The 19,583-nt window shown below is 66.5% G+C and carries 23 protein-coding genes and 1 other RNA gene; 15 read left to right on the top strand and 9 right to left on the bottom strand.

Going from position 1 to position 19,583, the window contains the following annotated elements; all coding sequences use genetic code 11:
* Positions 1 to 66: 66 nt before the first annotated feature.
* Both EGT29_RS05475 and EGT29_RS05470 read left to right on the top strand, forming a co-directional pair.
* Positions 67 to 1,380, top strand: a complete 1,314-nt coding sequence (locus tag EGT29_RS05475; protein ID WP_124688067.1) for a hemolysin family protein — start codon at positions 67 to 69, stop codon at positions 1,378 to 1,380.
* 128 nt (positions 1,381 to 1,508) lie between these two features.
* On the top strand, positions 1,509 to 1,820 hold the full coding sequence (locus EGT29_RS05470) for a hypothetical protein (RefSeq protein WP_124688066.1): 312 nt from the start codon (positions 1,509 to 1,511) through the stop codon (positions 1,818 to 1,820).
* Between the two features lie 42 nt (positions 1,821 to 1,862).
* On the opposite strand, the gene EGT29_RS05465 is transcribed toward EGT29_RS05470, so the two are convergent.
* From EGT29_RS05465 to EGT29_RS05455, 3 genes are all read right to left on the bottom strand, one after another.
* Positions 1,863 to 2,897 (bottom strand): esterase, encoded by a 1,035-nt coding sequence (locus EGT29_RS05465; RefSeq protein WP_124688065.1) that lies wholly within the window; start codon positions 2,895 to 2,897, stop codon positions 1,863 to 1,865.
* Between the two features lie 144 nt (positions 2,898 to 3,041).
* The gene (locus EGT29_RS05460) at positions 3,042 to 4,022 is read right to left on the bottom strand and encodes a tripartite tricarboxylate transporter substrate binding protein (protein WP_124688064.1); all 981 of its coding nucleotides are present in this window, start codon (positions 4,020 to 4,022) and stop codon (positions 3,042 to 3,044) included.
* A 92-nt stretch (positions 4,023 to 4,114) separates the two neighbouring features.
* The gene (locus EGT29_RS05455) at positions 4,115 to 5,194 is read right to left on the bottom strand and encodes a 4-oxalomesaconate tautomerase (protein WP_124688063.1); all 1,080 of its coding nucleotides are present in this window, start codon (positions 5,192 to 5,194) and stop codon (positions 4,115 to 4,117) included.
* 60 nt (positions 5,195 to 5,254) lie between these two features.
* On the opposite strand from EGT29_RS05455, the gene EGT29_RS05450 reads away from it, so the two are divergent.
* On the top strand, positions 5,255 to 6,163 hold the full coding sequence (locus EGT29_RS05450) for a LysR family transcriptional regulator (RefSeq protein ID WP_124688062.1): 909 nt from the start codon (positions 5,255 to 5,257) through the stop codon (positions 6,161 to 6,163).
* A gap of 11 nt (positions 6,164 to 6,174) precedes the next feature.
* Here EGT29_RS05450 and EGT29_RS05445 read toward each other — a convergent pair whose 3' ends face one another.
* Positions 6,175 to 6,507, bottom strand: a complete 333-nt coding sequence (locus EGT29_RS05445; protein WP_124688061.1) for a thioredoxin family protein — start codon at positions 6,505 to 6,507, stop codon at positions 6,175 to 6,177.
* A gap of 132 nt (positions 6,508 to 6,639) precedes the next feature.
* Here EGT29_RS05445 and metG point away from each other — a divergent pair, with 132 nt between their 5' ends.
* Positions 6,640 to 8,703, top strand: coding sequence for a methionine--tRNA ligase (metG, locus tag EGT29_RS05440; protein ID WP_124688060.1), 2,064 nt, complete (start codon positions 6,640 to 6,642; stop codon positions 8,701 to 8,703).
* A 28-nt stretch (positions 8,704 to 8,731) separates the two neighbouring features.
* Here the strand turns inward: metG and EGT29_RS05435 are convergent, their stop codons facing one another.
* Positions 8,732 to 8,986, bottom strand: a complete 255-nt coding sequence (locus tag EGT29_RS05435; RefSeq protein ID WP_124688059.1) for a DUF6356 family protein — start codon at positions 8,984 to 8,986, stop codon at positions 8,732 to 8,734.
* Positions 8,987 to 9,264: 278 nt separating this feature from the next.
* On the opposite strand from EGT29_RS05435, the gene EGT29_RS05430 reads away from it, so the two are divergent.
* The 8 genes from EGT29_RS05430 (at position 9,265) to EGT29_RS05395 (ending at position 14,091) form a co-directional block, all read left to right on the top strand.
* The gene (locus EGT29_RS05430) at positions 9,265 to 9,456 is read left to right on the top strand and encodes a DUF3460 family protein (protein WP_124688058.1); all 192 of its coding nucleotides are present in this window, start codon (positions 9,265 to 9,267) and stop codon (positions 9,454 to 9,456) included.
* An 11-nt stretch (positions 9,457 to 9,467) separates the two neighbouring features.
* Entirely contained in the window at positions 9,468 to 10,349 is an 882-nt protein-coding gene (locus EGT29_RS05425) for a ScpA family protein (RefSeq protein WP_124688057.1), read from the top strand.
* A gap of 67 nt (positions 10,350 to 10,416) precedes the next feature.
* Positions 10,417 to 11,259: a pantoate--beta-alanine ligase gene (gene panC, locus EGT29_RS05420; RefSeq protein ID WP_124688056.1), complete on the top strand. Its 843-nt coding sequence runs from the start codon at positions 10,417 to 10,419 to the stop codon at positions 11,257 to 11,259.
* Between the two features lie 125 nt (positions 11,260 to 11,384).
* Complete coding sequence (locus EGT29_RS05415) at positions 11,385 to 11,687, top strand: hypothetical protein (protein WP_124688055.1); 303 nt, start codon at positions 11,385 to 11,387, stop codon at positions 11,685 to 11,687.
* Entirely contained in the window at positions 11,674 to 11,976 is a 303-nt protein-coding gene (locus tag EGT29_RS05410; RefSeq protein WP_087837239.1) for a cell division protein ZapA, read from the top strand. The genes EGT29_RS05415 and EGT29_RS05410 overlap by 14 nt, the downstream gene beginning before the upstream one ends.
* A 52-nt stretch (positions 11,977 to 12,028) precedes the next feature.
* Positions 12,029 to 12,209: non-coding RNA, 6S RNA (ssrS, locus tag EGT29_RS05405), on the top strand.
* 250 nt (positions 12,210 to 12,459) lie between these two features.
* Positions 12,460 to 13,281, top strand: a complete 822-nt coding sequence (locus tag EGT29_RS05400) for a sulfite exporter TauE/SafE family protein (RefSeq protein WP_124688054.1) — start codon at positions 12,460 to 12,462, stop codon at positions 13,279 to 13,281.
* 69 nt (positions 13,282 to 13,350) lie between these two features.
* Positions 13,351 to 14,091 (top strand): SIMPL domain-containing protein, encoded by a 741-nt coding sequence (locus EGT29_RS05395; protein ID WP_238160294.1) that lies wholly within the window; start codon positions 13,351 to 13,353, stop codon positions 14,089 to 14,091.
* Positions 14,092 to 14,122: 31 nt separating this feature from the next.
* Here EGT29_RS05395 and lgt read toward each other — a convergent pair whose 3' ends face one another.
* Entirely contained in the window at positions 14,123 to 14,905 is a 783-nt protein-coding gene (gene lgt, locus EGT29_RS05390) for a prolipoprotein diacylglyceryl transferase (protein WP_124688053.1), read from the bottom strand.
* A 206-nt stretch (positions 14,906 to 15,111) separates the two neighbouring features.
* On the opposite strand from lgt, the gene EGT29_RS05385 reads away from it, so the two are divergent.
* Positions 15,112 to 15,438 (top strand): c-type cytochrome, encoded by a 327-nt coding sequence (locus tag EGT29_RS05385; RefSeq protein ID WP_124688052.1) that lies wholly within the window; start codon positions 15,112 to 15,114, stop codon positions 15,436 to 15,438.
* A gap of 21 nt (positions 15,439 to 15,459) precedes the next feature.
* On the opposite strand, the gene EGT29_RS05380 is transcribed toward EGT29_RS05385, so the two are convergent.
* From EGT29_RS05380 to EGT29_RS05370, 3 genes are read right to left on the bottom strand one after another with little or no spacing between them, the layout of a single operon-like run.
* The gene (locus EGT29_RS05380) at positions 15,460 to 16,437 is read right to left on the bottom strand and encodes a tripartite tricarboxylate transporter substrate binding protein (RefSeq protein WP_124688051.1); all 978 of its coding nucleotides are present in this window, start codon (positions 16,435 to 16,437) and stop codon (positions 15,460 to 15,462) included.
* A gap of 28 nt (positions 16,438 to 16,465) precedes the next feature.
* Positions 16,466 to 17,059, bottom strand: coding sequence for a VOC family protein (locus EGT29_RS05375; RefSeq protein ID WP_124688050.1), 594 nt, complete (start codon positions 17,057 to 17,059; stop codon positions 16,466 to 16,468).
* Positions 17,056 to 17,925 (bottom strand): alpha/beta fold hydrolase, encoded by an 870-nt coding sequence (locus tag EGT29_RS05370; protein WP_124688049.1) that lies wholly within the window; start codon positions 17,923 to 17,925, stop codon positions 17,056 to 17,058. The genes EGT29_RS05375 and EGT29_RS05370 overlap by 4 nt, the downstream gene beginning before the upstream one ends.
* A 92-nt stretch (positions 17,926 to 18,017) precedes the next feature.
* Between EGT29_RS05370 and EGT29_RS05365 the strand changes: the two genes are divergently transcribed.
* Entirely contained in the window at positions 18,018 to 18,944 is a 927-nt protein-coding gene (locus tag EGT29_RS05365; protein WP_124688048.1) for a LysR family transcriptional regulator, read from the top strand.
* A gap of 92 nt (positions 18,945 to 19,036) precedes the next feature.
* Positions 19,037 to 19,582, top strand: a complete 546-nt coding sequence (gene msrA / locus EGT29_RS05360; RefSeq protein WP_124688047.1) for a peptide-methionine (S)-S-oxide reductase MsrA — start codon at positions 19,037 to 19,039, stop codon at positions 19,580 to 19,582.
* Position 19,583 lies beyond the last annotated feature (1 nt).

Below are 19,583 nucleotides of genomic sequence, written 5' to 3'. Positions count from 1 at the left end.
TCGCTGGCGTTACAAGCGTTTTCCAAACAGAAGGGGAATGCCCGCCTGACCAACCCGCCTGAAAAAATGGAAATTGGCTTACTTCTGATTTTGTTCATCGCCAACGGCATTTTCGCCATGAGCGAGATCGCCGTTGTCACCGCCCGCAAATCCCGCCTGCAACAGCGCGCCGACGAAGGCGATGCCAAGGCCCGCGCCGCGCTCGAACTGGCCGAACACCCCACGCGATTCCTTTCCACTGTCCAGATCGGCATCACCTCGATCGGCATCCTGACCGGTATCGTCGGCGAGGGCGCCCTGGCCAAGCCGCTGGCCGAAACCATCCGCCTCCACTTCCCGGCACTGGCGGACGCGGCCAGCGCCATCGCGCTGACGCTGGTGGTCATCGTCATCACCCTGCTTTCCATCATCATTGGCGAACTGGTCCCCAAGCGGCTGGGCCAGATGCATGCGGAAACCATCGCCGGCCTGATCGCCGCGCCCATGCGCCTGCTGTCGTGGGTCGCCACGCCCTTCGTCAAGCTGCTGTCGCTGGCCACCGACACGGTGCTCAAGCTCATGGGCGCCAAGGAAAACAACGACCAGCTCGTCACCGAGGAAGAAATCCAGGTGCTGATGGCCCAGGGCGCCACGGCGGGCATCTTCGAGCAGGCCGAGCAACTGATGGTGCGCAACGTCTTCCGGCTGGACGAACGGCGCCTGTCCTCGCTCATGGTGCCGCGCTCGGACATCACCTACCTCGACGTCAACGCGCCGCTCGAGGTCTCGCGGGCGAAGATAGAAAGCTCTCACCACTCCCGCTTCCCCGTCGTGCGGGAAGACCTGTCGGACGTGATCGGCTTCGTGCGGGCCAAGGACCTGCTGGCCCAGCTCATGGCGGGCGAGCCGCTCGACCTCGCCAGCAAGCTGAGCCCGGTGCTGTACGTGCCCGAGACACTGACCGGCACCGAACTGGTCCAGAACTTCCGCGACTCGCACACCCAGACCGCGCTGGTCGTGGACGAATACGGCGACGTGCAGGGCCTGGTGACCCTGCGCGACGTGCTCGAGGCCATCGTGGGCGAATTCCACACATCCACGGCGCCCGAGGAATCCTCGGCCGTCCAGCGCGAGGACGGCTCCTGGCTGCTCGATGGCCTGCTCGACGTACACGAGATGGAGGATATGCTGGGTTTACAGCATCTACCCGAAGGGGATTCGGGCACTTACCATACGCTGTCCGGCATGCTGATGCTGCTGCTGGGCCGCATCCCGCACACCGGCGAGCAGGTCGACTGGGCCGGCTGGAACTTCGAAGTGGTCGATATGGATGGCAAACGCATCGACAAGGTCATCGCCACCCGCATCGAACCCGCCGAAACTCCGGAAGAACCCTATTGAACCTGGCCGCGGGCATCCCCATTTGCAGGGCAAGCCCCAAGAAATAATCGGGAACTTTTCCAACCCCGCGGCCGCCCAAACGCTTTGACTGCCCGCTCCCGGGCGACGCCCGCCCCGACGCACCACCTATGACTGACACCATCGCCAAATTGCTACGCACCGCCTTCGTGGCGGGCATCGCCCTGGTCGGCATGATCATGGCGGCCATCCTCCTCGCCTCGACCGCCGTCGCCCTGGCCATCGTCTACGTCGTGGCCAAGCTGCGCGGCAAGCCGTTCGTCGCCAATACGTACTGGAAACGCTCCCAGACCCGCTGGGGCTTCGGCGGCAACGCCGAGGGCGCCACCGCCGCGGCGGCCCCCTCCCGCCCCACGAGCGGCTATGCCAACCGCATGAAGCGCAGCGACATCGTCGACGTCGAGGTAAGAGAGCTGTCCTGAGGGCAGCCCTCCCCATGCGGCCCTTGGCCGCTTCCCTTCAAGCTACCGGTACAGTCCGCGCTTGGTCAGCCATTCGTTGATCAAGGCGGACACTTCCAGGTTGTTCTTGTCCATCATCACCATGTGCGAATTGCCCTTGATACCCACTTTGGGCAGATCGACCTCGTCCACCTGGCCGCCGGCCTCCCTGACCGCCTGAGCAAAGCGCGCGCCCTTGGCGCGGATGGCCGGCCAGCGCGAATCCTGTTCGATGTAGTCGCCGTAGACCATCAGAGCGGGCACCGACTTGAGCGCGGCGATTTTTTCCTTGTCCGCGTCACCGACCTCGGCGGGTTCGACGGCCACCACGGCGCGGATCTTGTCCGGGCGTGCCTGCGCGGCCTGGAAGCCGAATTTGCCGGCCTGGCTGTGCACCAGAAGCACGCAGGGGCATACCTTGTCCACCAATTGCAGATAGGCTTTCAACGTGGGTTCGTCCGTGGTGATCCAGCGAGGCACGAATTGCCGTGAGAACTGCCAGATCTGGTCGGCCGGGAACTGGTTGCCGGGCAGGAGCTTGCGCTGCGCCGGATCCTCGCTCCACGACCCCGCCCCGCCGATGCGGAAGCGTTCATAGGCATTGGCCGCGGTGACCAGGACCGGATCGCCCTTCCATACCGGCTTGGCCGTGGCCGGCCATCCCGAACGGCCGCGCTCGACCGCATCCGAGTTGTAGACCGCCCACCCCTTGCGCAGGAAATCGTTCAGCCATCCGGGCCGGCCGTCCGGCGTCGTCTCGTACGTTACCCCCGACAAGCCGCCGCCATGCCACATCAGCAGCGGCACCGCGCCCTTGCGGGACTCGGGGATGAAGTACTGCACGTACATCTGCCCGACCATGTAGGTACCGTTGGGATCGATTTTCAGCGGCACGCCGTTGGCGGTGAACTTCACTTCCTTCACCGGCTCGCCCGACACCACGAAAGGCTCGCCGCCGATATGGAACGACCCCATGTCGCGCAGCACGATAGGCTGCGCCACCGCCGCCCCCGCCCAAGCCGACACCACCACCGCGACCGCCGTAACTGTCCTCTTCATATCTCCTCCTGATAAAGAAAAAGGCGGTGCAAGCACCGCCTTCCAGACAACCCTGCCCCCTCCAGGGCACCGCGGATCCGGCTCCGCCGGTCCGCCAGTGCCGCCCCCTGGGGGGCGCGCGAAGCGCGTGGGGAGGGACTACTCCTATTCAGTCGTGAGCTTCGCCGCCTCCACGACCTTCTTCCAGCGAGCCACTTCGGCCTTCACGAATGCGCCCAGTTCCTGCGGCGTGCTGCTCTTCGTCTCGGCGCCCTGCTCCTTGAACTTGGCGATCACCTCGGGGTCATGCAGCGCGGCGTTGAGTTCCTTGTTCAGGCGATCGACGATGGCGTCGTCGGTACCGGCCGGCGCGAACAGCGCATACCACTGGGGCACACTGACGCCCTTGACGCCCAGCTCTTCCAGCGTCGGCACGTCCTTCAGGACGTCGGACCGCTTGTCGCCGGCCAGGGCCAGGGCCTTGATCCGGCCAGAAGCCAGGTGGGGATAGGCGCTGAACAGGCTGGGGAACATGACTTGCGTCGTGCCGGCCAGCGTGTCGGTCATCGCCGGCGCCGAACCCTTGTACGGCACGTGCAGCATGTTGGCGCCCGTCACCATCTTGAACAGCTCGGCCGTGACGTGCGGCGCGGTACCGGCACCGGCCGAGGCGTAGCTCAGGCCCTTGGGATCTTTCTTGGATTTTTCGACCAGGTCCTTGACCGAGGTAATGCCGGAGGCCGAGGACACCACCAGCAGCGTGGGCGAGCTGGCCAGCAGGCCGATGGGCTTGAAGTCCTTGACCGGGTCGTAGCGCAGCTTCTGCAGCGCGGGGTTGATGCCGTGCGTGGCGATGTAGCCGAACAGGATGGTGTAGCCATCCGCCGGCGCACGAGCGACGTATTCGCTGCCGATGGCGCCCTGCGCGCCGGCCTTGTTGACGACCACGACGCTCTGCTTGAGGCTCTCGCCCATTTTCTGGGCGATGACGCGCGCGAACGCATCGTTGCCGCCACCGGGAGCGGTGGGAACGACGATGGTGATGGGGCGCTCGGGCCAGGCGGCCTGGACGCTGACGGCGCCCAGGGACAGGGTGAAGGCAGTGACAAAGGCGGCGATCGCCGGCACTCGGAACGAGGCTTGCATGAAAAGGTCTCCGTTTGGTTCTTCGGATCTACCGAAGCATAAGCGGCTTCCGCCGGGCGCGATGAAGGCGCCCGATGGCGGACGACGCGGTCCTAAAAAAAGCGGGCAGGTATGTAAAGCTGCCCTTCCATGATTTTCCGGGCTGTGCGAATCAGGCCGGCACCGCACACTTCGATCGAAGGCGCCGTACCGCGCAATTCGACATCGACCTCGATGCGTCCCGAGGGATGCGCCACGGCGATGCGATGCATGCCGGCCGCGCGAGGCGCGCCCAGCTCGAACGCCACCGTGCCCGGAGTCACGAAGGCGGTTGCCACACCGATTGCGCCGGTGACGGCATGCGAGCGATGGCACTTGTGCGGCGTGAAATACCGCGACACCACCGTATCCGCATCCGCCGACGCGCTGACCAGCACCGGCTTGGGGATGACGCTGTCCGTGACGTCGCCCAGCCCCATGCGCCTGCCGGCCTCCAGGCGCAAGGCCTCCAGCCGCTCGAGCATGGCCTTGTTGGCATCCAGCTCGACCGCCGTTTCGTCGCCCTTCACGCCCAACTGCGACGCGCGCACGATCATCAGCGGCATGGCCGCATCGATGCACGTGACGGATACGCCGTCGATGACGTCCTGCGTGTTGCCCGTGGGAAACACCTTGCCCGTGACCGAACCCCAGGCGTCGAGGAAATTCAGCCGGATCGGCGCGCCGGTGCCCGGCACGCCGTCGATGCGGGCGTCGCCCTCGTATTCGGTCTTGCCCCCCGGCGTCTGCACCACGGCGTCGATGGTCGAATTCGTGTTGACATTGTAGATCCGCACGCGGGTCTCGCCGTCGCTGGCGGCGACCATGCCCTGGTCGATGGCGAAGGGCGCGACGCCCGACAGCATGTTGCCGCAGTTGGGGCGGGTATCCACCAGGGCGCGGTCGACCGACACCTGCGCGAACAGGTAGTCGACATCGCAGCCGGGGCGCGTCGAGGGCGACACGATGGCGACCTTGCTGGTCAGCGTGTTCGCGCCGCCCAGCCCGTCGATCTGGAGTTCGTGCGGCGAGCCCATGGCGGCCAGCAGCACCTGGTCACGCCTGGCGACGTCCTGTGGCAGCCATTCGGCGCGAAAATAGGGGCCGCGGGACGTACCGCCCCGCATCAGTACACAAGGTATGGCTTTTTGCATGACGAAATAATGCACCGAGGCTGTGCATTAGTAAATTGCATTTTTTATATAATTTGATGCATGGCACGCATTAGTTTCGACCTCCAGGAATTGCAGGCTTTCGTCGCGGTGGCAGAGCGCTCCAGCTTCCGCGCGGCCGCGGACGACCTGCACCTTTCCCAGCCCGCGCTCAGCCGGCGCATCGAGAAGCTCGAGGCCATCCTGGGCGCGCGCCTGCTCGACCGAACCACTCGGCACGTATCGCTCACCAATGTGGGGCGCGTATTCCTGGAACGGTCGCGCGCCGCGCTGGACGAGCTGGAAAGCGCCATGCTGGGCGTAAGCGACCTCGCGGCGCAGTTGAGCGGCCTCGTCACGGTGGCCTGCGTGCCGTCGGTGGCCTACTACTTCCTGCCCTCGGTGCTGCGCGACTTCACCGCCAAGCACCCTCGCATCCGGGTGCGCGTCATCGACGAAGGCGCCAACACCGTCCTGAACGCCGTCATCTCCGGCCGGGCCGACTTCGGCGTGAACTTCATCGGCACCCAGGAAGCCGAGGTCGATTTCAGGGCCATCTTCAAGGAAAACTTCGTGCTGGCCGCACGCAAGGACCATCCCCTGGCCCGTCGCAAGTCGGTCACCTGGGAAGACCTGACCCGGGAACGCGTCATGACCGTCGACAAGGGCAGCGGCAACCGCCTCCTGATCGAGGCCGCGCTGGCCAAGAGCGGCAAGCGGTCGCAGACCGCCATCGAGGTCAGCCACATCCTGACCCTGCTGGGCATGGTGGAGGCCGGCCTGGGCGTCGCCGCCGTCCCGCAGCTGGCGCTGCCGCTGACCACGCATGCGACCCTGGTCGGCATACCGCTGTCGCAACCCCGCGTCAGCCGCACCCTGGGCCTGATCTCCAAGCACGGGCGGGCGCTTTCCCCGGCCGCCAACCTGCTCTACGACATGCTTCGCAACGCCGGACGCGCAGCGCGCGCCTGACGGCGCCCGCCTCAGGCGGGCGGGTCGATCAGGGCCAGCGCCTCGCGTATCTGCCCCGCCTGGCCAGGGCGCACCAGGCGGGCCACTTCGCGCCCCCGGTCCAGGAACACGAGCGTGGGCCACAGCTTCACCCTGAACGAGCGCCCCAGCGGCCGGCCCTTGCCGTCCTCGACCTTGAGGTGCCGCACCTTCGCGTGCCCCTCGAAGGCGGCCTCGATCAGCGGCTGGGCCGCCAGGCAATGCCCGCACCAGGGCGCGCCGAATTCCAGCACCGTGGGCTCGCCCAGGGCGTCGATCTCGTCCCGGGCGGGTTCCCGGGTCGCGTAAACGGTGTTCATGGACATGGCTGCCTCCTTACGCTCAGTATGGCAAAAACGGCGGCCAGGCGGCGCGCGCAAGCGCCGTGCCCGGCATCCACCCTCCCACCGGCTAAAATCCCCCATTCGATACTTTCATCGCCCCCTCGTTTCCGCCCCATGTCGCGCACACTCTTCGTCACCACCGCCCTGCCCTACGCCAACGGATCCTTCCACATCGGCCACATCATGGAGTACATCCAGGCCGACATCTGGGTCCGCAACATGCGCATGCAAGGCCATACGGTCCACTTCGTGTGCGCCGACGACGCTCATGGCGCGCCCATCATGCTCAAGGCGGAAAGCGAAGGCATCACGCCGCGCGAACTCGTCGCCCGCATCGCCGCGGAACGACCGAAGTACCTCCAGGGCTTTCACGTCGCGTTCGATCACTGGCACTCCACCGACACGGACGAGAACACCGAGCTGTCGCGCCAGATCTACCTGAAGCTGCGCGAGGCCGGCCTGATCGAGACCCGCACCATCGAGCAGTTCTACGACCCGGTCAAGGGCATGTTCCTGGCCGATCGCTACATCAAGGGCGAATGCCCCAAGTGCGGCGCCAAGGACCAGTACGGTGACTCCTGCGAAGTGTGCGGGGCCGTCTACGCCCCCACCGACCTGCGCAACCCCTACTCCACCCTGACCGGCGCCACGCCCGTCCTGAAAAGCTCGGAACACTTCTTCTTCAAGCTGTCCGACCCGCGCTGCTACGCCTTCCTGCAGGAATGGACCGGCAGCGTCAACGGCAACGGCACGCCGCGCCTGCAACCCGAGGTCTATGCCAAGACCCGTGAATGGCTGGGCGAGGCAGGCAAGCTGGCGGACTGGGACATCTCGCGCGACGCGCCGTACTTCGGCATCGAGATTCCCGACGCGCCCGGCAAGTATTTCTACGTCTGGCTGGACGCGCCGGTGGGCTACCTGGCCTCGCTGAAGGCCTATTGCAGGAAGACGGGCCTGGACTTCGACGCGCTGCTCGACCCGCAGTCCGACACCGAGCAGTACCACTTCATCGGCAAGGACATTGTCTATTTCCATGCCCTGTTCTGGCCGGCGATGCTGCACTTCGCCCAGCGCAAAACGCCCGACGGCCTGCACGTCCACGGCTTCATCACCGTCAGCGGCGAGAAGATGTCCAAGAGCCGCGGCACCGGCATCTCGCCGCTGCGCTACCTCGACCTCGGCATGAACCCGGAGTGGCTGCGCTACTACATCGCCGCCAAGCTCAACGCCCACGTCGAGGACATGGACTTCAACCCCGAGGACTTCATCGCGCGCGTCAACAGCGACCTGGTCGGCAAGTACGTCAACATCGCCAGCCGCGCCTCGAACTTCCTGATCAAGCATTTCGACGGACAGCTCTGCTTTGACGGCGGGACCCCCATCGAACTCGAGAACGAGCTCAACGCCTCGGCCACCCTGGTGCGCAACGCCTTCGAGGCGCGCGAGTTCGGCAAGGCCATCCGCGAGATCATGGCCACCGCCGACCGCATCAACCAGGCCTTCGACGCGGCCCAGCCCTGGGTGCTGGCCAAGCAGCTGGACAACGCGGACAAGAAGCGCGAACTGCACGAGGTCTGCTCGCGCACCATGATCGGCTTCAAGGCCCTGTCGGTCATGCTGGCGCCGGTCCTGCCCGAGCTGACGCGGCGGGTGGCGCACGAACTGTTCGGCCTGGGACGCGATTTCGAATGGCGCGACGTGGTCGTACCGCCGCAGCGCATCGCGCCCTACAAGCACCTCGCGCAGCGGGTCGATCCCAAGCTGCTCGACGCGCTGCTGGAAGCGCCGGCCGCGCCGGCGCCCGCCGCGCCCGCGCCCGGCGGCGAGGAGATCGCGCCCGTCATCACCATCGACGACTTCGCCAAGATCGACCTGCGCATCGCCAGGATCGTCAATTGCGAATACGTGGAAGGCTCGGACAAGCTGCTGCGGCTGACGCTGGATGCCGGCGAAGGCCGCACCCGCAATGTGTTCTCCGGCATCAAGTCGTCCTACAAGCCGGAAGACCTGATCGGCAAGCTGACCGTGCTGGTGGCCAACCTCGCGCCGCGCAAGATGAAGTTCGGTGTATCCGAGGGCATGGTGCTGGCCGCGAGCCACGCCGATGAAAAAGCGCAGCCCGGCATCTATGTGCTGGAGCCCGTGGCGGGCGCCCAGCCAGGCATGCGCGTACGGTAAGCAGCGCGGCGGGCAGCGCCCGCCGCCCCTAGCGTGCCCGGGCTTGCGATGCTTGCGCTGCCGGCACGTGGCCGGCCTTGACCCGGTTCACCACCATCTTGTCGTTCAGGTTCTTGATGATGGATGAACCGGTGCGCACGCACAGGAATGGAAACAGGCCGTGGACCAGGGCCGCCAGCCCTCCCATCAGCATGCGGAAAGCGAACCCCCACGACGCGGCGAGATGTTCGAAGTACGTCTCACCCACGGAGGCGGGATGCGAAGTGAACGACCATTTGCTCATGGGAATGCCGGAAGGTTAGGGAAACTGGAGATACTTTATCAACAGGACCCCGCAAAATTACTGCAAATTTCCGTCCAAATCGCGCAGAAATATAAAAATTATTCCCCATTTTCTGTAGAAAAAAGAAAAATTCACCCACCATGCCGGACAGCCCGTTCAAGGCGCCGGCCGGACGGCGCCCACCGCCCGGCGTGCAGTAAACTCCCGGGTGCACAGAAGACGTCCCGACCGACGGCCCCACGCGCCGGCGGCACGGCATGCCAGAACAAAGGTTAGTCATGGCCAAGAGTTACGAATCCGAAATCACCCAGTTCCTGCAGGACCTGAAGCAGCAGCGCCCCAATCTCGAAAGCGAGCAGAAGCAGGGCCGCGCGCGCCTGTGGGACAAGACCATCGATCCGGAACTCGTCGAAGGTTTCAAGGCCGGGACGGTGCCGCAGAAGCCCTATGTCTATCAGACTGAAGACTGATCATCTCCCGCATGGGCTCTTCCCCGCCCCCCAACGACGGGCTGGCAGCATTGGCTGAACCCCCGGTCGACAGCACGCCCGACGTCGTCGACGGCGTTGCCATCGCCCGGCTCTACGGCGAACCGCTGTTCGCGCTGCCCCAGGACCTGTACATCCCTCCCGATGCGCTCGAGGTGTTCCTCGAGACCTTCGAGGGGCCGCTCGACCTGCTGCTCTACCTGATCCGCAAGCAGAACTTCAACGTGCTCGACATTCCCATGGCGGAAGTCACGCGCCAGTACCTGTCGTACGTCGACCAGATACGCAAGCACAACCTCGAGCTGGCCGCCGAGTACCTGCTCATGGCAGCGCTGCTGATCGAGATCAAGTCGCGCATGCTGCTGCCCGTGCGCAAGGCGGATACCGACGAGGAAGTCGAGGATCCCCGCGCCGAACTCGTCCGGCGCCTGCTCGAATACGAGCAGATGAAGCTGGCGGCGCAGAGGCTGGACCGCTTGCCGCAGTTGGGCCGCGACTTCGTGCGGGCCCAGGTGTTGCTGGAACAGACCACCGTGCGCCGGCTGCCCGACGTCAACGTCGAGGAACTGCGCGACGCGTGGGCCGACATCGTCAAGCGCGCCAAGCTCAATGCGCACCATCACATCTCGCGCGAGGAGCTGTCCGTGCGCGATCACATGAGCCAGATCCTGCGCCGGCTGCAGAACGTGCGCTACATGGAGTTCACCGAACTCTTCATGGAGCGCGTGCAGGACGGCGCCGGCGTGCCGGTGATCGTCGTGCACTTCATCGCCATGCTGGAACTGGCCCGCGAGTCGCTGCTCGAGATCACCCAGGCCGAGCCGTACGCGCCGATCTACGTGCGCCTGGCCTTCACTTCCGTCCATACCCACTGAGGTCCCGGCGCGCGGCCCGGCCGCCCGCCTCCTCGGCCTCCAAGTCCACCTTACCGAATCCAACGCCATGAAGGTCGTTCACTCCATCGAAGAATTGCGCGATCAGTTGCGCGGCCAGCTCCGGGTCTCTTTCGTCCCCACGATGGGCAACCTGCACGAAGGCCATCTTGCCTTGATGAAGACGGCGCGCCAGCATGGCGACCCGGTCGTCGCGAGCATCTTCGTCAATCGCCTGCAATTCGGGCCCAACGAGGATTTCGACCGCTACCCGCGCACGCTGCCCGCCGACATCGAGAAGCTCGAGCGCGACCGCAACGTCTACGTGCTGTTCGCGCCCGACGAGCGCGAGATGTACCCCGAGCCGCAGAATTTCCGCGTGCAGCCGCCCGACGACCTGGGCGGCATCCTGGAAGGCGAGTTCCGCCCCGGCTTCTTCGCGGGCGTCTCGACCGTCGTACTCAAGCTGCTGTCCTGTGTGCAGCCGCGCGTGGCCGTGTTCGGGAAGAAGGACTACCAGCAGTTGATGGTGGTGCGGGCCATGTGCCGGCAGTTCCAGTTGCCGATCGAAATCGTGCCGCAGGAAACGATACGCGCGGACGACGGCCTGGCCCTGTCCTCGCGCAACGGCTACCTCAGCACGGACCAGCGCGCCGAGGCGCCGCAGTTGTACGCCACGCTGCGCCGCGTGCAGGCCGACCTGCGCGGCGGCAACCACGACGTCGCCGCGCTCGAGCGCGGGGCCGTCGCCACGCTGGATGGACGCGGCTGGAAGGTGGACTACATTTCGGTGCGGCGCCAGCGCGACCTGCTGCCACCCTCGCGCGAGGAAGTCGAAGGGGGCGAGCCGCTGGTGGCGTTGGCCGCCGCCAAGCTCGGCACGACCCGGCTGATCGACAACCTGGAGCTGTAGGCGGGCCACGCCATCCGGCCTCGGTTGCGAGGCTTGCAAGCAATTGATACAGCGGCACGCGGCCGGGTTCCCGGCCGCGTGCCGTTCGCTACAATTCCCGGCACTGGATGGTTTACGATACGCCCATGATCGAAGATCTCGACCTTCTCGCCAGCCGCATACGCCAGCTCACCGAACTGACGCAAAGCCTGCGCGACGAAAACGTGGCGCTGGGCAAGAGCCTCGCGCAACGCGATTCGCACATCCGCGTGCTGCGCGATACGCTGGCCGCCGCGCAGTCGCGGGTCGAGGGCGTGCTGGCGCGCCTGCCCGGCGGCGAACAGCCTGCCGAAGAAGTCGAGGGCGACGCCGATGCGCCGGACAACGCTTCCTCCCCTGGATCAGAAGGCGCCGACCCGGGCGCTCGGAGTCTCTATGGAACGTCTTGACGTCACGATCCTCGGCAAGGATTATCCGCTGGCCTGCGAACCCTCGGAAAAGGAAGCGCTGCTGACCGCGGCCACCATGGTCGATCGGGCCATGCAGCGCATCAAGGCCGGCGGCAAGGTAGCGGGCACCGAGCGCATCGCGGTGATGGCGGCGCTGCAATTGGCCGCCGAGTTGATGAATGCGAATTCTCCCGACTCACGACTTGCAGTCGGCGACTACAAGCGTAAAATTGAAGACATGCATCGCATGGTCGATGCAGCCCTGGGGGCCCAAGAAAAGTTGTTTTAAGTTTTGATGTTTGTGCGGTACTTTTCTGTGCGGCACAAACGCGTATGATCAGTCTTCCCTGCCGTGCTCGTGTTTGGCCTTATATTTCTTGGACCCATGCTTATGGCATGAGGTTGTGGAAATTGCCCGCGGGTGTGATCGTCTCTCCGTCAGACGAACCCGAAGCGCGGCTGACCGCGACCACCTTGAACCCCGGTTCAAGATGCCGGCCTAGCGACACAGGCGGGGATCCTATCCGACCCGGAGCATATACGCTATGCTCCGGGTTCTTTTTTTCCCCCGGGGATTTTGCCCCCCCCTACGCGCTTCGCGCGCCCCCCAGGGGGCGGCACTGGCGGACCGGCGGAGCCGGATCCGCTGTGCCCTGGATGGGCGGGGGAGTTGCCGAGGTAGTTTTTTTCGGTGCTAGAACTAGAACGAAGGGCGGGTCTTGGGGAGAAGAGACGCGTCCACCGATTTACCAACTATCGTCAAGACTTCAACATGGATCCCTTATTCATCGTCGCATTGCTCGTACTTGGGGCCTGCACCGGCTTTGCCGCGGGGCTGCTCGGCATAGGCGGGGGCATGATCATGGTGCCCTTCCTGACCATGCTGTTCACCTGGCAGCGCCTGCCGCCCGAGCTGGTGGTGCATGCGGCGATCGCGACGTCGATGGCGTCCATTCTGTTCACCTCGATTTCCAGCGTGCGCGCGCATCACAAGCGCGGCGCGGTGCGGTGGGAGATCGTGGCGCGCTTCGCGCCGGGGCTGGTGATCGGCGGGCTGCTGGCGGGCGGGGCCGTGTTCTCGACGCTGAAGACCGGCTGGCTGGCGCTGGTGTTCGCGGTGTTCGTGGGGTATTCGGCCGTCCAGATGCTGCTGGACAAGAAACCCAAGCCCAGCCGCCAGATGCCGGGCACGCTGGGTACCTCGGCGGCGGGAACCGGCATCGGCTTCCTGTCCGGACTGGTCGGTGCCGGCGGCGGCTTTGTTTCCGTCCCTTTCATGACCTGGTGCAACGTCCCGTTGCACAACGCCGTGGCCACCTCGGCCGCGCTGGGTTTTCCCATCGCGCTGGCCAATACCGCGGGTTACATCTGGTCAGGCATGCAGCACCCCAGCGGGCAACCCGGCATGCTCGGGTATGTCTATTGGCCGGGGCTGATCGTATTGATCGTTTCCAGCGTGCTGCTGGCGCCGGTGGGCGCCCATACCGCGCACAAGCTGCCGGTCCGTTCGCTGAAACGCATCTTCGCCTACCTGTTGATGCTGCTGGCGGCCTATATGCTATACAAGGCCGTCACCGCGCTGACGGAGGCCTGACAGGCGCCGCGGTCCGGGTCGCGGTGCAAATGGTCAGCCCTTCCATCAATCAGAACAAGGACTCACACCATGGCTTACCGCCCCACCCTCGCTCCCACGATGCGCCGCGCCCTGTGCGGCGCGGCACTGGCCGTCTCGGCCGCGATGTCGTCCATCGCCGTCGCCCAGGCCGCGCCGGACACCGCCAAGCCCGACCGGCCGACGCTGTCGCTGTCGGCCGCCGCCACCTCGGAAGTAGCGCAGGACAAGGTGACCATCACGCTCGCCAACGAGATCGAGGGCAATGACCAGGCCAAGCTGTCGCAGCAGCTCAATCAGCTGCTCGAGGCCACGCTGGCCGAGGCCAAGCGCAACACCGCGGTCACCGCGCGCAGCGGCAACTACAACGTCTGGGCCAACACCGACCGCAACGGCCGCATCACCACGTGGCGCGGACGCGCGGAACTGATCCTGGAGTCCAAGGACTTCGGCGCCGCCTCCAAGCTGGCCGGCGAACTGAGCCGCCAGATGGCGGTCTCGAACGTGTCGTTCTCGCTGTCGCGCGAGGCGCGCGAGGCCGAGGAACAGCGCCTGCTGGCCGAAGCGGCCAAGGCCTTCACCACGCGGGCGACCCAGGCCGCCAAGGCATTCGGATTCTCGGGCTATGCGGTCAAGCAGCTCGACCTGAGCGGCAGCGGCACGGTCACGCCCATGCCGCGCGCCTACGCGATGGCGGCTCCCGCCATGGAAGCCAAGGCGGCCGACCTGCCCCTGGAAGGCGGCAAGTCGTCGGTGTCGGTATCGGTGCGCGGCACGGTCTACCTGCAATAGGCCGCCAGGCCTCGCCTGCCGGCCACGCGGCTCAGGCCGCCGGCCGGCGCGCCCAGACGAACAGGGCCAGCCCCGCCAGCACCATGGGCAGCGACAGCCACTGCCCCATGCTCAGCCCTCCCGCCAGGATGCCCAGGAAGCTGTCCGGTTCCCGGGTGTACTCCACCATGAAGCGGAAGAATCCGTAGCCCATCAGGAACACGCCGCTGACCTGCCCCACCGGCCGGGGCTTGCTGGCGAACAGCCAGACCAGCGCGAACAGGGCCAGGCCCTCCAGGCCGACCTCGTACAACTGCGAAGGATGGCGCGCGACACCGTCGCCCGCTTGCGGGAACACCATGCCCCAGGGCACGGTGGTCGCCCGGCCCCACAATTCGCCGTTGATGAAATTGCCCAGGCGCCCGGCCGCCAGCCCCAGCGGCACCAGCGTCGCGACGAAGTCGCCCACCTGCAGGAAACGAAAGCCGCGGCGCCGCGCGAACAACGCCATGACCAGCAGCACGCCCAGCAGCCCGCCGTGGAACGACATGCCCCCATGCCAGACCGCGAGGATCTCCAGCGGATGCGCCAGGTAATAGGCCGGCTTGTAGAACAGGACATAGCCCAGGCGCCCGCCCAGCACCACACCCAGCACGCTGTAGAACAGGAGATCGTCCAGATCGCGCGTCGTCAGTGCGGTCTTGCCATGGCGGATGCGCCAGCGGCCCAGGGTCCAGGCCAGGAGGAACGCGACCAGGTACATGAGGCCATACCAACGCACCGCCAGGGGTCCGATCTCGAACGCGATGGGAGAAAACTGCGGGTGAACCAACATGTTTGCGCGCGCCTTTCAAGGAAAGGCCGGGCACCTGCCCGGCCACGGTGTCTGTCGAACACTGGCGATGATAACGCCCCTTGTCCCGGGCCCCTGTGACAGATCGACGCAGGCGGTCCCGAATCCGGTGTACACCGGAATCGGTTGTATATACTCTGCCCGGTCGAAAAATACGCGCATCGCGCCGCATTCAACGGAGAAGCTTCATGTCCATTCGTTCCCTCAGCCTGAGCGCATTGGTGGCCCTGGCCGCCCTGCACACGACCGCCGGAGCGCAGACCACCGGACTCGATCTCGCCAAGGCCAAGAACTGCATGGCCTGTCACAGCGTCGACGCCAAGCTCGTCGGCCCGTCCTATCAAAGCGTGGCGCAGCGCTATGCCTCGGACTCCGAAGCGGCCGACAAGCTGGTCGCCTCCATCCGCAAGGGCAGCTTCCGCAAGTGGGGCGCCATTCCCATGCCCGCCCAGAACGCCGTCAACGACGACGAAGCGCGCAAGCTGGCGCAGTGGATCCTGACGCTGAAGAACTGACGCCCCCGGGACTGGCGCGCGTCAGTCCAATTTCAGGCCCAGGGCGCGCACCAGCCCGGTGTATCGCTGCGTATCGGCGGCCATCGTCGCCGCCATCGCCTCGGGCCCCTGCGCACTGGCCGCCAGGCCGATGGCGGCCAGCTTGTCCTTCACCGCGGCCGTCCGGCCCGCTGCAAGCAGGGCCGCCGACAGATCCCGCACGGCCGGGGCCGGAACGCCCTGCCTCATGCTCGCGCCTATCCAGGTTTCGCCCGCCGCCGACGGATAGCCCAGCTCCGTGAACGTCGGCACCTCGGGCAGGAGCGCCGACCTTGCCGCACTGGTCACCGCCAGTATCCGCACCTTGCCCGCCTTGTGGGCCGGCGCCAGGTTGACGATGGGATCGAACACGGCAGGGATGTGGCCGGCCATGAGATCCTGCGCCATCGGCGCGCCGCCCTTGTAGGGCACGAAGGTCAGCGGGCACCGTTCATTCTGGCTGAAGCCGAAGGCCATCAGATGGCCTTCGCTGCCGACGGCCGCCATGCCGCACAAGGATTGCTCGGGCCGGGCGCGGGCCCAGGCGATGAACTCGGCCACCGACCGGACCGGAACATCCGGATGCACCGCCAGCACCCACGGGAACGTGGCGACCACGCCGACCGGCGCGAAATCCCTGGCCGGATCGAACGACAGGCTGCGATACAGCGCCGTCGATATGCAATACACGTTCAGCGGGGCCAGCATCACCGTCGCGGCATCCGGTCGGCTCTGGGCCAGCGCCGTCGCCGCGATGTTGCCGGCCGCGCCGGCGCGATTCTCGACGACGAAGGTCCCCACGCCGCGCATGGCCTCGGCGTAGACCCGGGCGGTCACGTCGATCGCCCCGCCCGGCGGGAACCCCACCAACAGGCGGACGACGTGCTGGGCCCGGGATGCGCGCCAGGGCATGCCCACGGCAGCCGTGGCAACCGTCGCGGCGGCCAGCAGCAGCCGCCTTGCAGGGAAACAGTGGTCCATGGTCTCCTCCTTCCTGGTTATCGGGGGCCTAGCCCTGGTGCGCGTCCGCGTGGTCGCGCAGGGGCATCTGGCCTAGCCAGAACGCCACCTGCTCCGGATCCGCGAACAACGTGCTCAGCTCGGCGCGGGCTTCGTCCTCGGACTGCAGGACCGACTCCACCACACCGGCCTGTCGCGGCCCGCGGCTGGTCGCGAACTCCAGCCTGATGCCGTTGGGATCGTAGAAATAGGCCGACCAGAAACGTCCCCCCAGCGCCACCGGCCCGATGACCTCGATGCCCGCCGCCCGCACGTGGGCCAGCAGCGCGTCGAACCGCTCGGGCTCGACGTGGAAGGCGACGTGCTGCATCCCGCCGGGCAGGTCGCGGTCCTGGCGCGCCAGCCCCGCGGGATATTCGAAGAACGCCAGCAACTGGTCGTGCCCCATGTCGAAGAAATAGTGGCGCAGGTTGTCGTAGGGCGGCTGGCCCCGGTCCTGCTCGAAGGGCACGCGCCGCACGTGCACGAGGCGCATCTGCATCACGCGGGTATAGAAATCCATGGTGGAGGGCAGGTCGTCGGTGACGAATGCCAGATGGTCGATCCCGCGCATCGGCGCGGGGCTGGGGGCGGCGGGTTTCATAGGGACTCCTGGGAAAGAAAGGTCTGGATGGCCTCGAGCACCCCGTCGGGGTTCTCGCCGGCAATGTGATGGCCGCCCTCGATTTCGCGGGCACGCAGGCGGGGATTGCAGGCCCGCACGGCCGGCAGCGTCTCGGCCGCGAACAGGTCCGACCGCGTTCCGCGCAGGACCAGCGTCGGCACGGCGACCTCGCCCAGCGCGTGCCACAGGTCCACTCCGTGCCGCGGCTTCTCGCCCGTTTCCAATTGGCGGCGGAACTGGTCGCGGAAATAGGGATCGCGCTTGAGCGCATAGCCGCCCGGCACTTCGCGCAGATAGGCCTCGAACCGCGGACGCATCCGGCTGGCGGCCGGCGTGTCGGGATCGGCGCCGAAATGGCGCATGGCGGCCTCCACCGACGGGAAGCTGTCCGGCGTACCCGCCACGGTCGTCGCCACGCGCCGGCTTCCCGCGGGCGCGTTCTGGGGCGACCAGTCGACCAGGACCAGCGCCGCCACGTGCTCGGGGCGGCGCGCGGCCAGCAAGGTCGCGCTGCGCCCCCCCATCGAATGGGCGACCAGGATGGCGCGCGGCCAGGCCAGGTGGTCGAGCAGGTTCTCGATGTCCTGCGCCATCACCGGGATGGAATAGTCCTTCTGCGGGCTGAACGACGAATCGCCGAAACCGCGCATGTCCATGGCGCAGCCGGCGCGCTCCTGGCCGCACAGCCGCGCGCCGAAATCGACCCAGTCGTACGAGAAGTACGACAGGCCGTGGATGAACACCACGGGCGTGGCCTGGCCCGGCGCCGATCGGGCGCCGAAGAGACGGTATGCCAGCTCGACGTCCCCCGAAGGACAGCGGGACTGGAGGTGAGGGGCAAGCATGGGACGAGGCTCCGAAAGAAGACAGGGGAATTCGCCACGCCATGATCTAGAATGGCGCCCATGCTGTCGATGTCACAACTGTCATTCCCCTCATGAATCCTGTGCATATATCCCAGTTGGAGTTCGCACAGTTGCGGCTGCTCGACGCGCTGCGCGCAGGAGGCAGCGTCTCGCGCGCGGCCGACGCGCTGGGCCTGACCCAATCGGCGGCCAGTCATTCCCTGGCCCGGCTGCGACGGATCCTGGGCGATCCGCTGTTCGTCCGGACACCCGGCGGCATGGTGCCCACGCCCCGCGGCGCCCGTATCGCGGACGCCGCCCGCTCGGCCCTGGCCACGCTGGACGAAGCCCTGCGCGACGCCGGCAGCTTCGACCCGGCCACGACCGAGCGGATATTCCGCGTCTACATGAATGAGGTGGGGCAGATGGTCATGCTGCCCAGGCTGCTCGACCACCTGCGCCAGCACGCCCCGGGCATCGCGCTGAAGATAGGCACGCTGCCGGACCACCAGCCCGGCACGCGGCTGGAAAGCGGCGAGGTCGACCTGGCCGTCGGCCACATCACCGCCCTGAGCGCGGGTTTCCACCAGCGGCTGCTGTTCCACGAACACTATGTGTGCGCCGTTTCCCCGGACCATCCGCGCTTCGGCGCGGGCATGACGGAAACCGCCTTCCGCGAGGCTCGCCACGCCGTGACCGGTACCAGCGCGATGGCCCACCGTGTCGTCGAAGAGGCGCTGCGCCGGCACGGCATCGTCCGCCGCATCGGACTGGAGGCCCCGGAATTCATCGCCCTTCCCTTCGTCATCCCGTCGTCCGACCTGGTCGTCACCATGCCCGGCGGGCTGGCCGACCAACTGGCGGGGACCATGCCGCTGCGCATCCTGCCGCCTCCCGTGCCGCTGCCTTCGTACGAGATCCGGATGTTCTGGCACGAACGCGCGCACCACGACGCCGCCAATATCTGGCTGAGGAACCTGTTCGTCGAGCTGTTCCGACGGACGCGCGCCGCGGCCTGAACGCCGGGGCAAGCCACTCCGGCGTCCTGTCCGAAGCGCATACACTATCGTCATGGGCGCCCCTGGCGCCGGCTCTCTTCAAGAGGACGATCATGCCCGCACAAGTCGAGACAGCCGTGTTCGGCGGTGGCTGCTTCTGGTGTATCGAAGCCGTGTTCCAGCAGATCGAGGGCGTGCTGCGCGCCGATTCCGGCTATGCCGGGGGGCATGTGGACGGCCCCACGTACGAGCAGGTCTGCGACGGCGATACCGGCCACATCGAGGTCGTGACCGTGACCTACGATCCCGCGGCGGTCACCTATCACGAACTGCTGGAAATCTTCTTCGCCTCGCACGACCCGACCACCGTGGATCGCCAGGGCAACGACGTCGGGCCGCAATACCGCTCGGCCATCTTCTGGCAGTCCCCGGCCCAGGAAGAGGCGGCGCGCGAAGTCATCGCCGACCTGGAGGCGCGCCAGGTGTTCGGGTCGCCCATCGTGACCCAGCTGCTGCCGCCCGCCACGGTCTGGCCGGCGGAGGACTACCATCGCGACTATTTCCTGCGCAATCCCGGCCAGGGTTATTGCGCCTTCGTGGTCGCGCCCAAGGTGGCCAAGATGCGCAAGAACTTCGCCCACAAGCTCAAGCAATCCTGAA

Source organism: Pigmentiphaga sp. H8, assembly GCF_003854895.1.
In the GTDB taxonomy this organism is placed as follows: domain Bacteria; phylum Pseudomonadota; class Gammaproteobacteria; order Burkholderiales; family Burkholderiaceae_B; genus Pigmentiphaga.
Note: the sequence above shows the minus strand (reverse complement) of the source record. Positions and strands in the feature narration are given on the sequence as shown.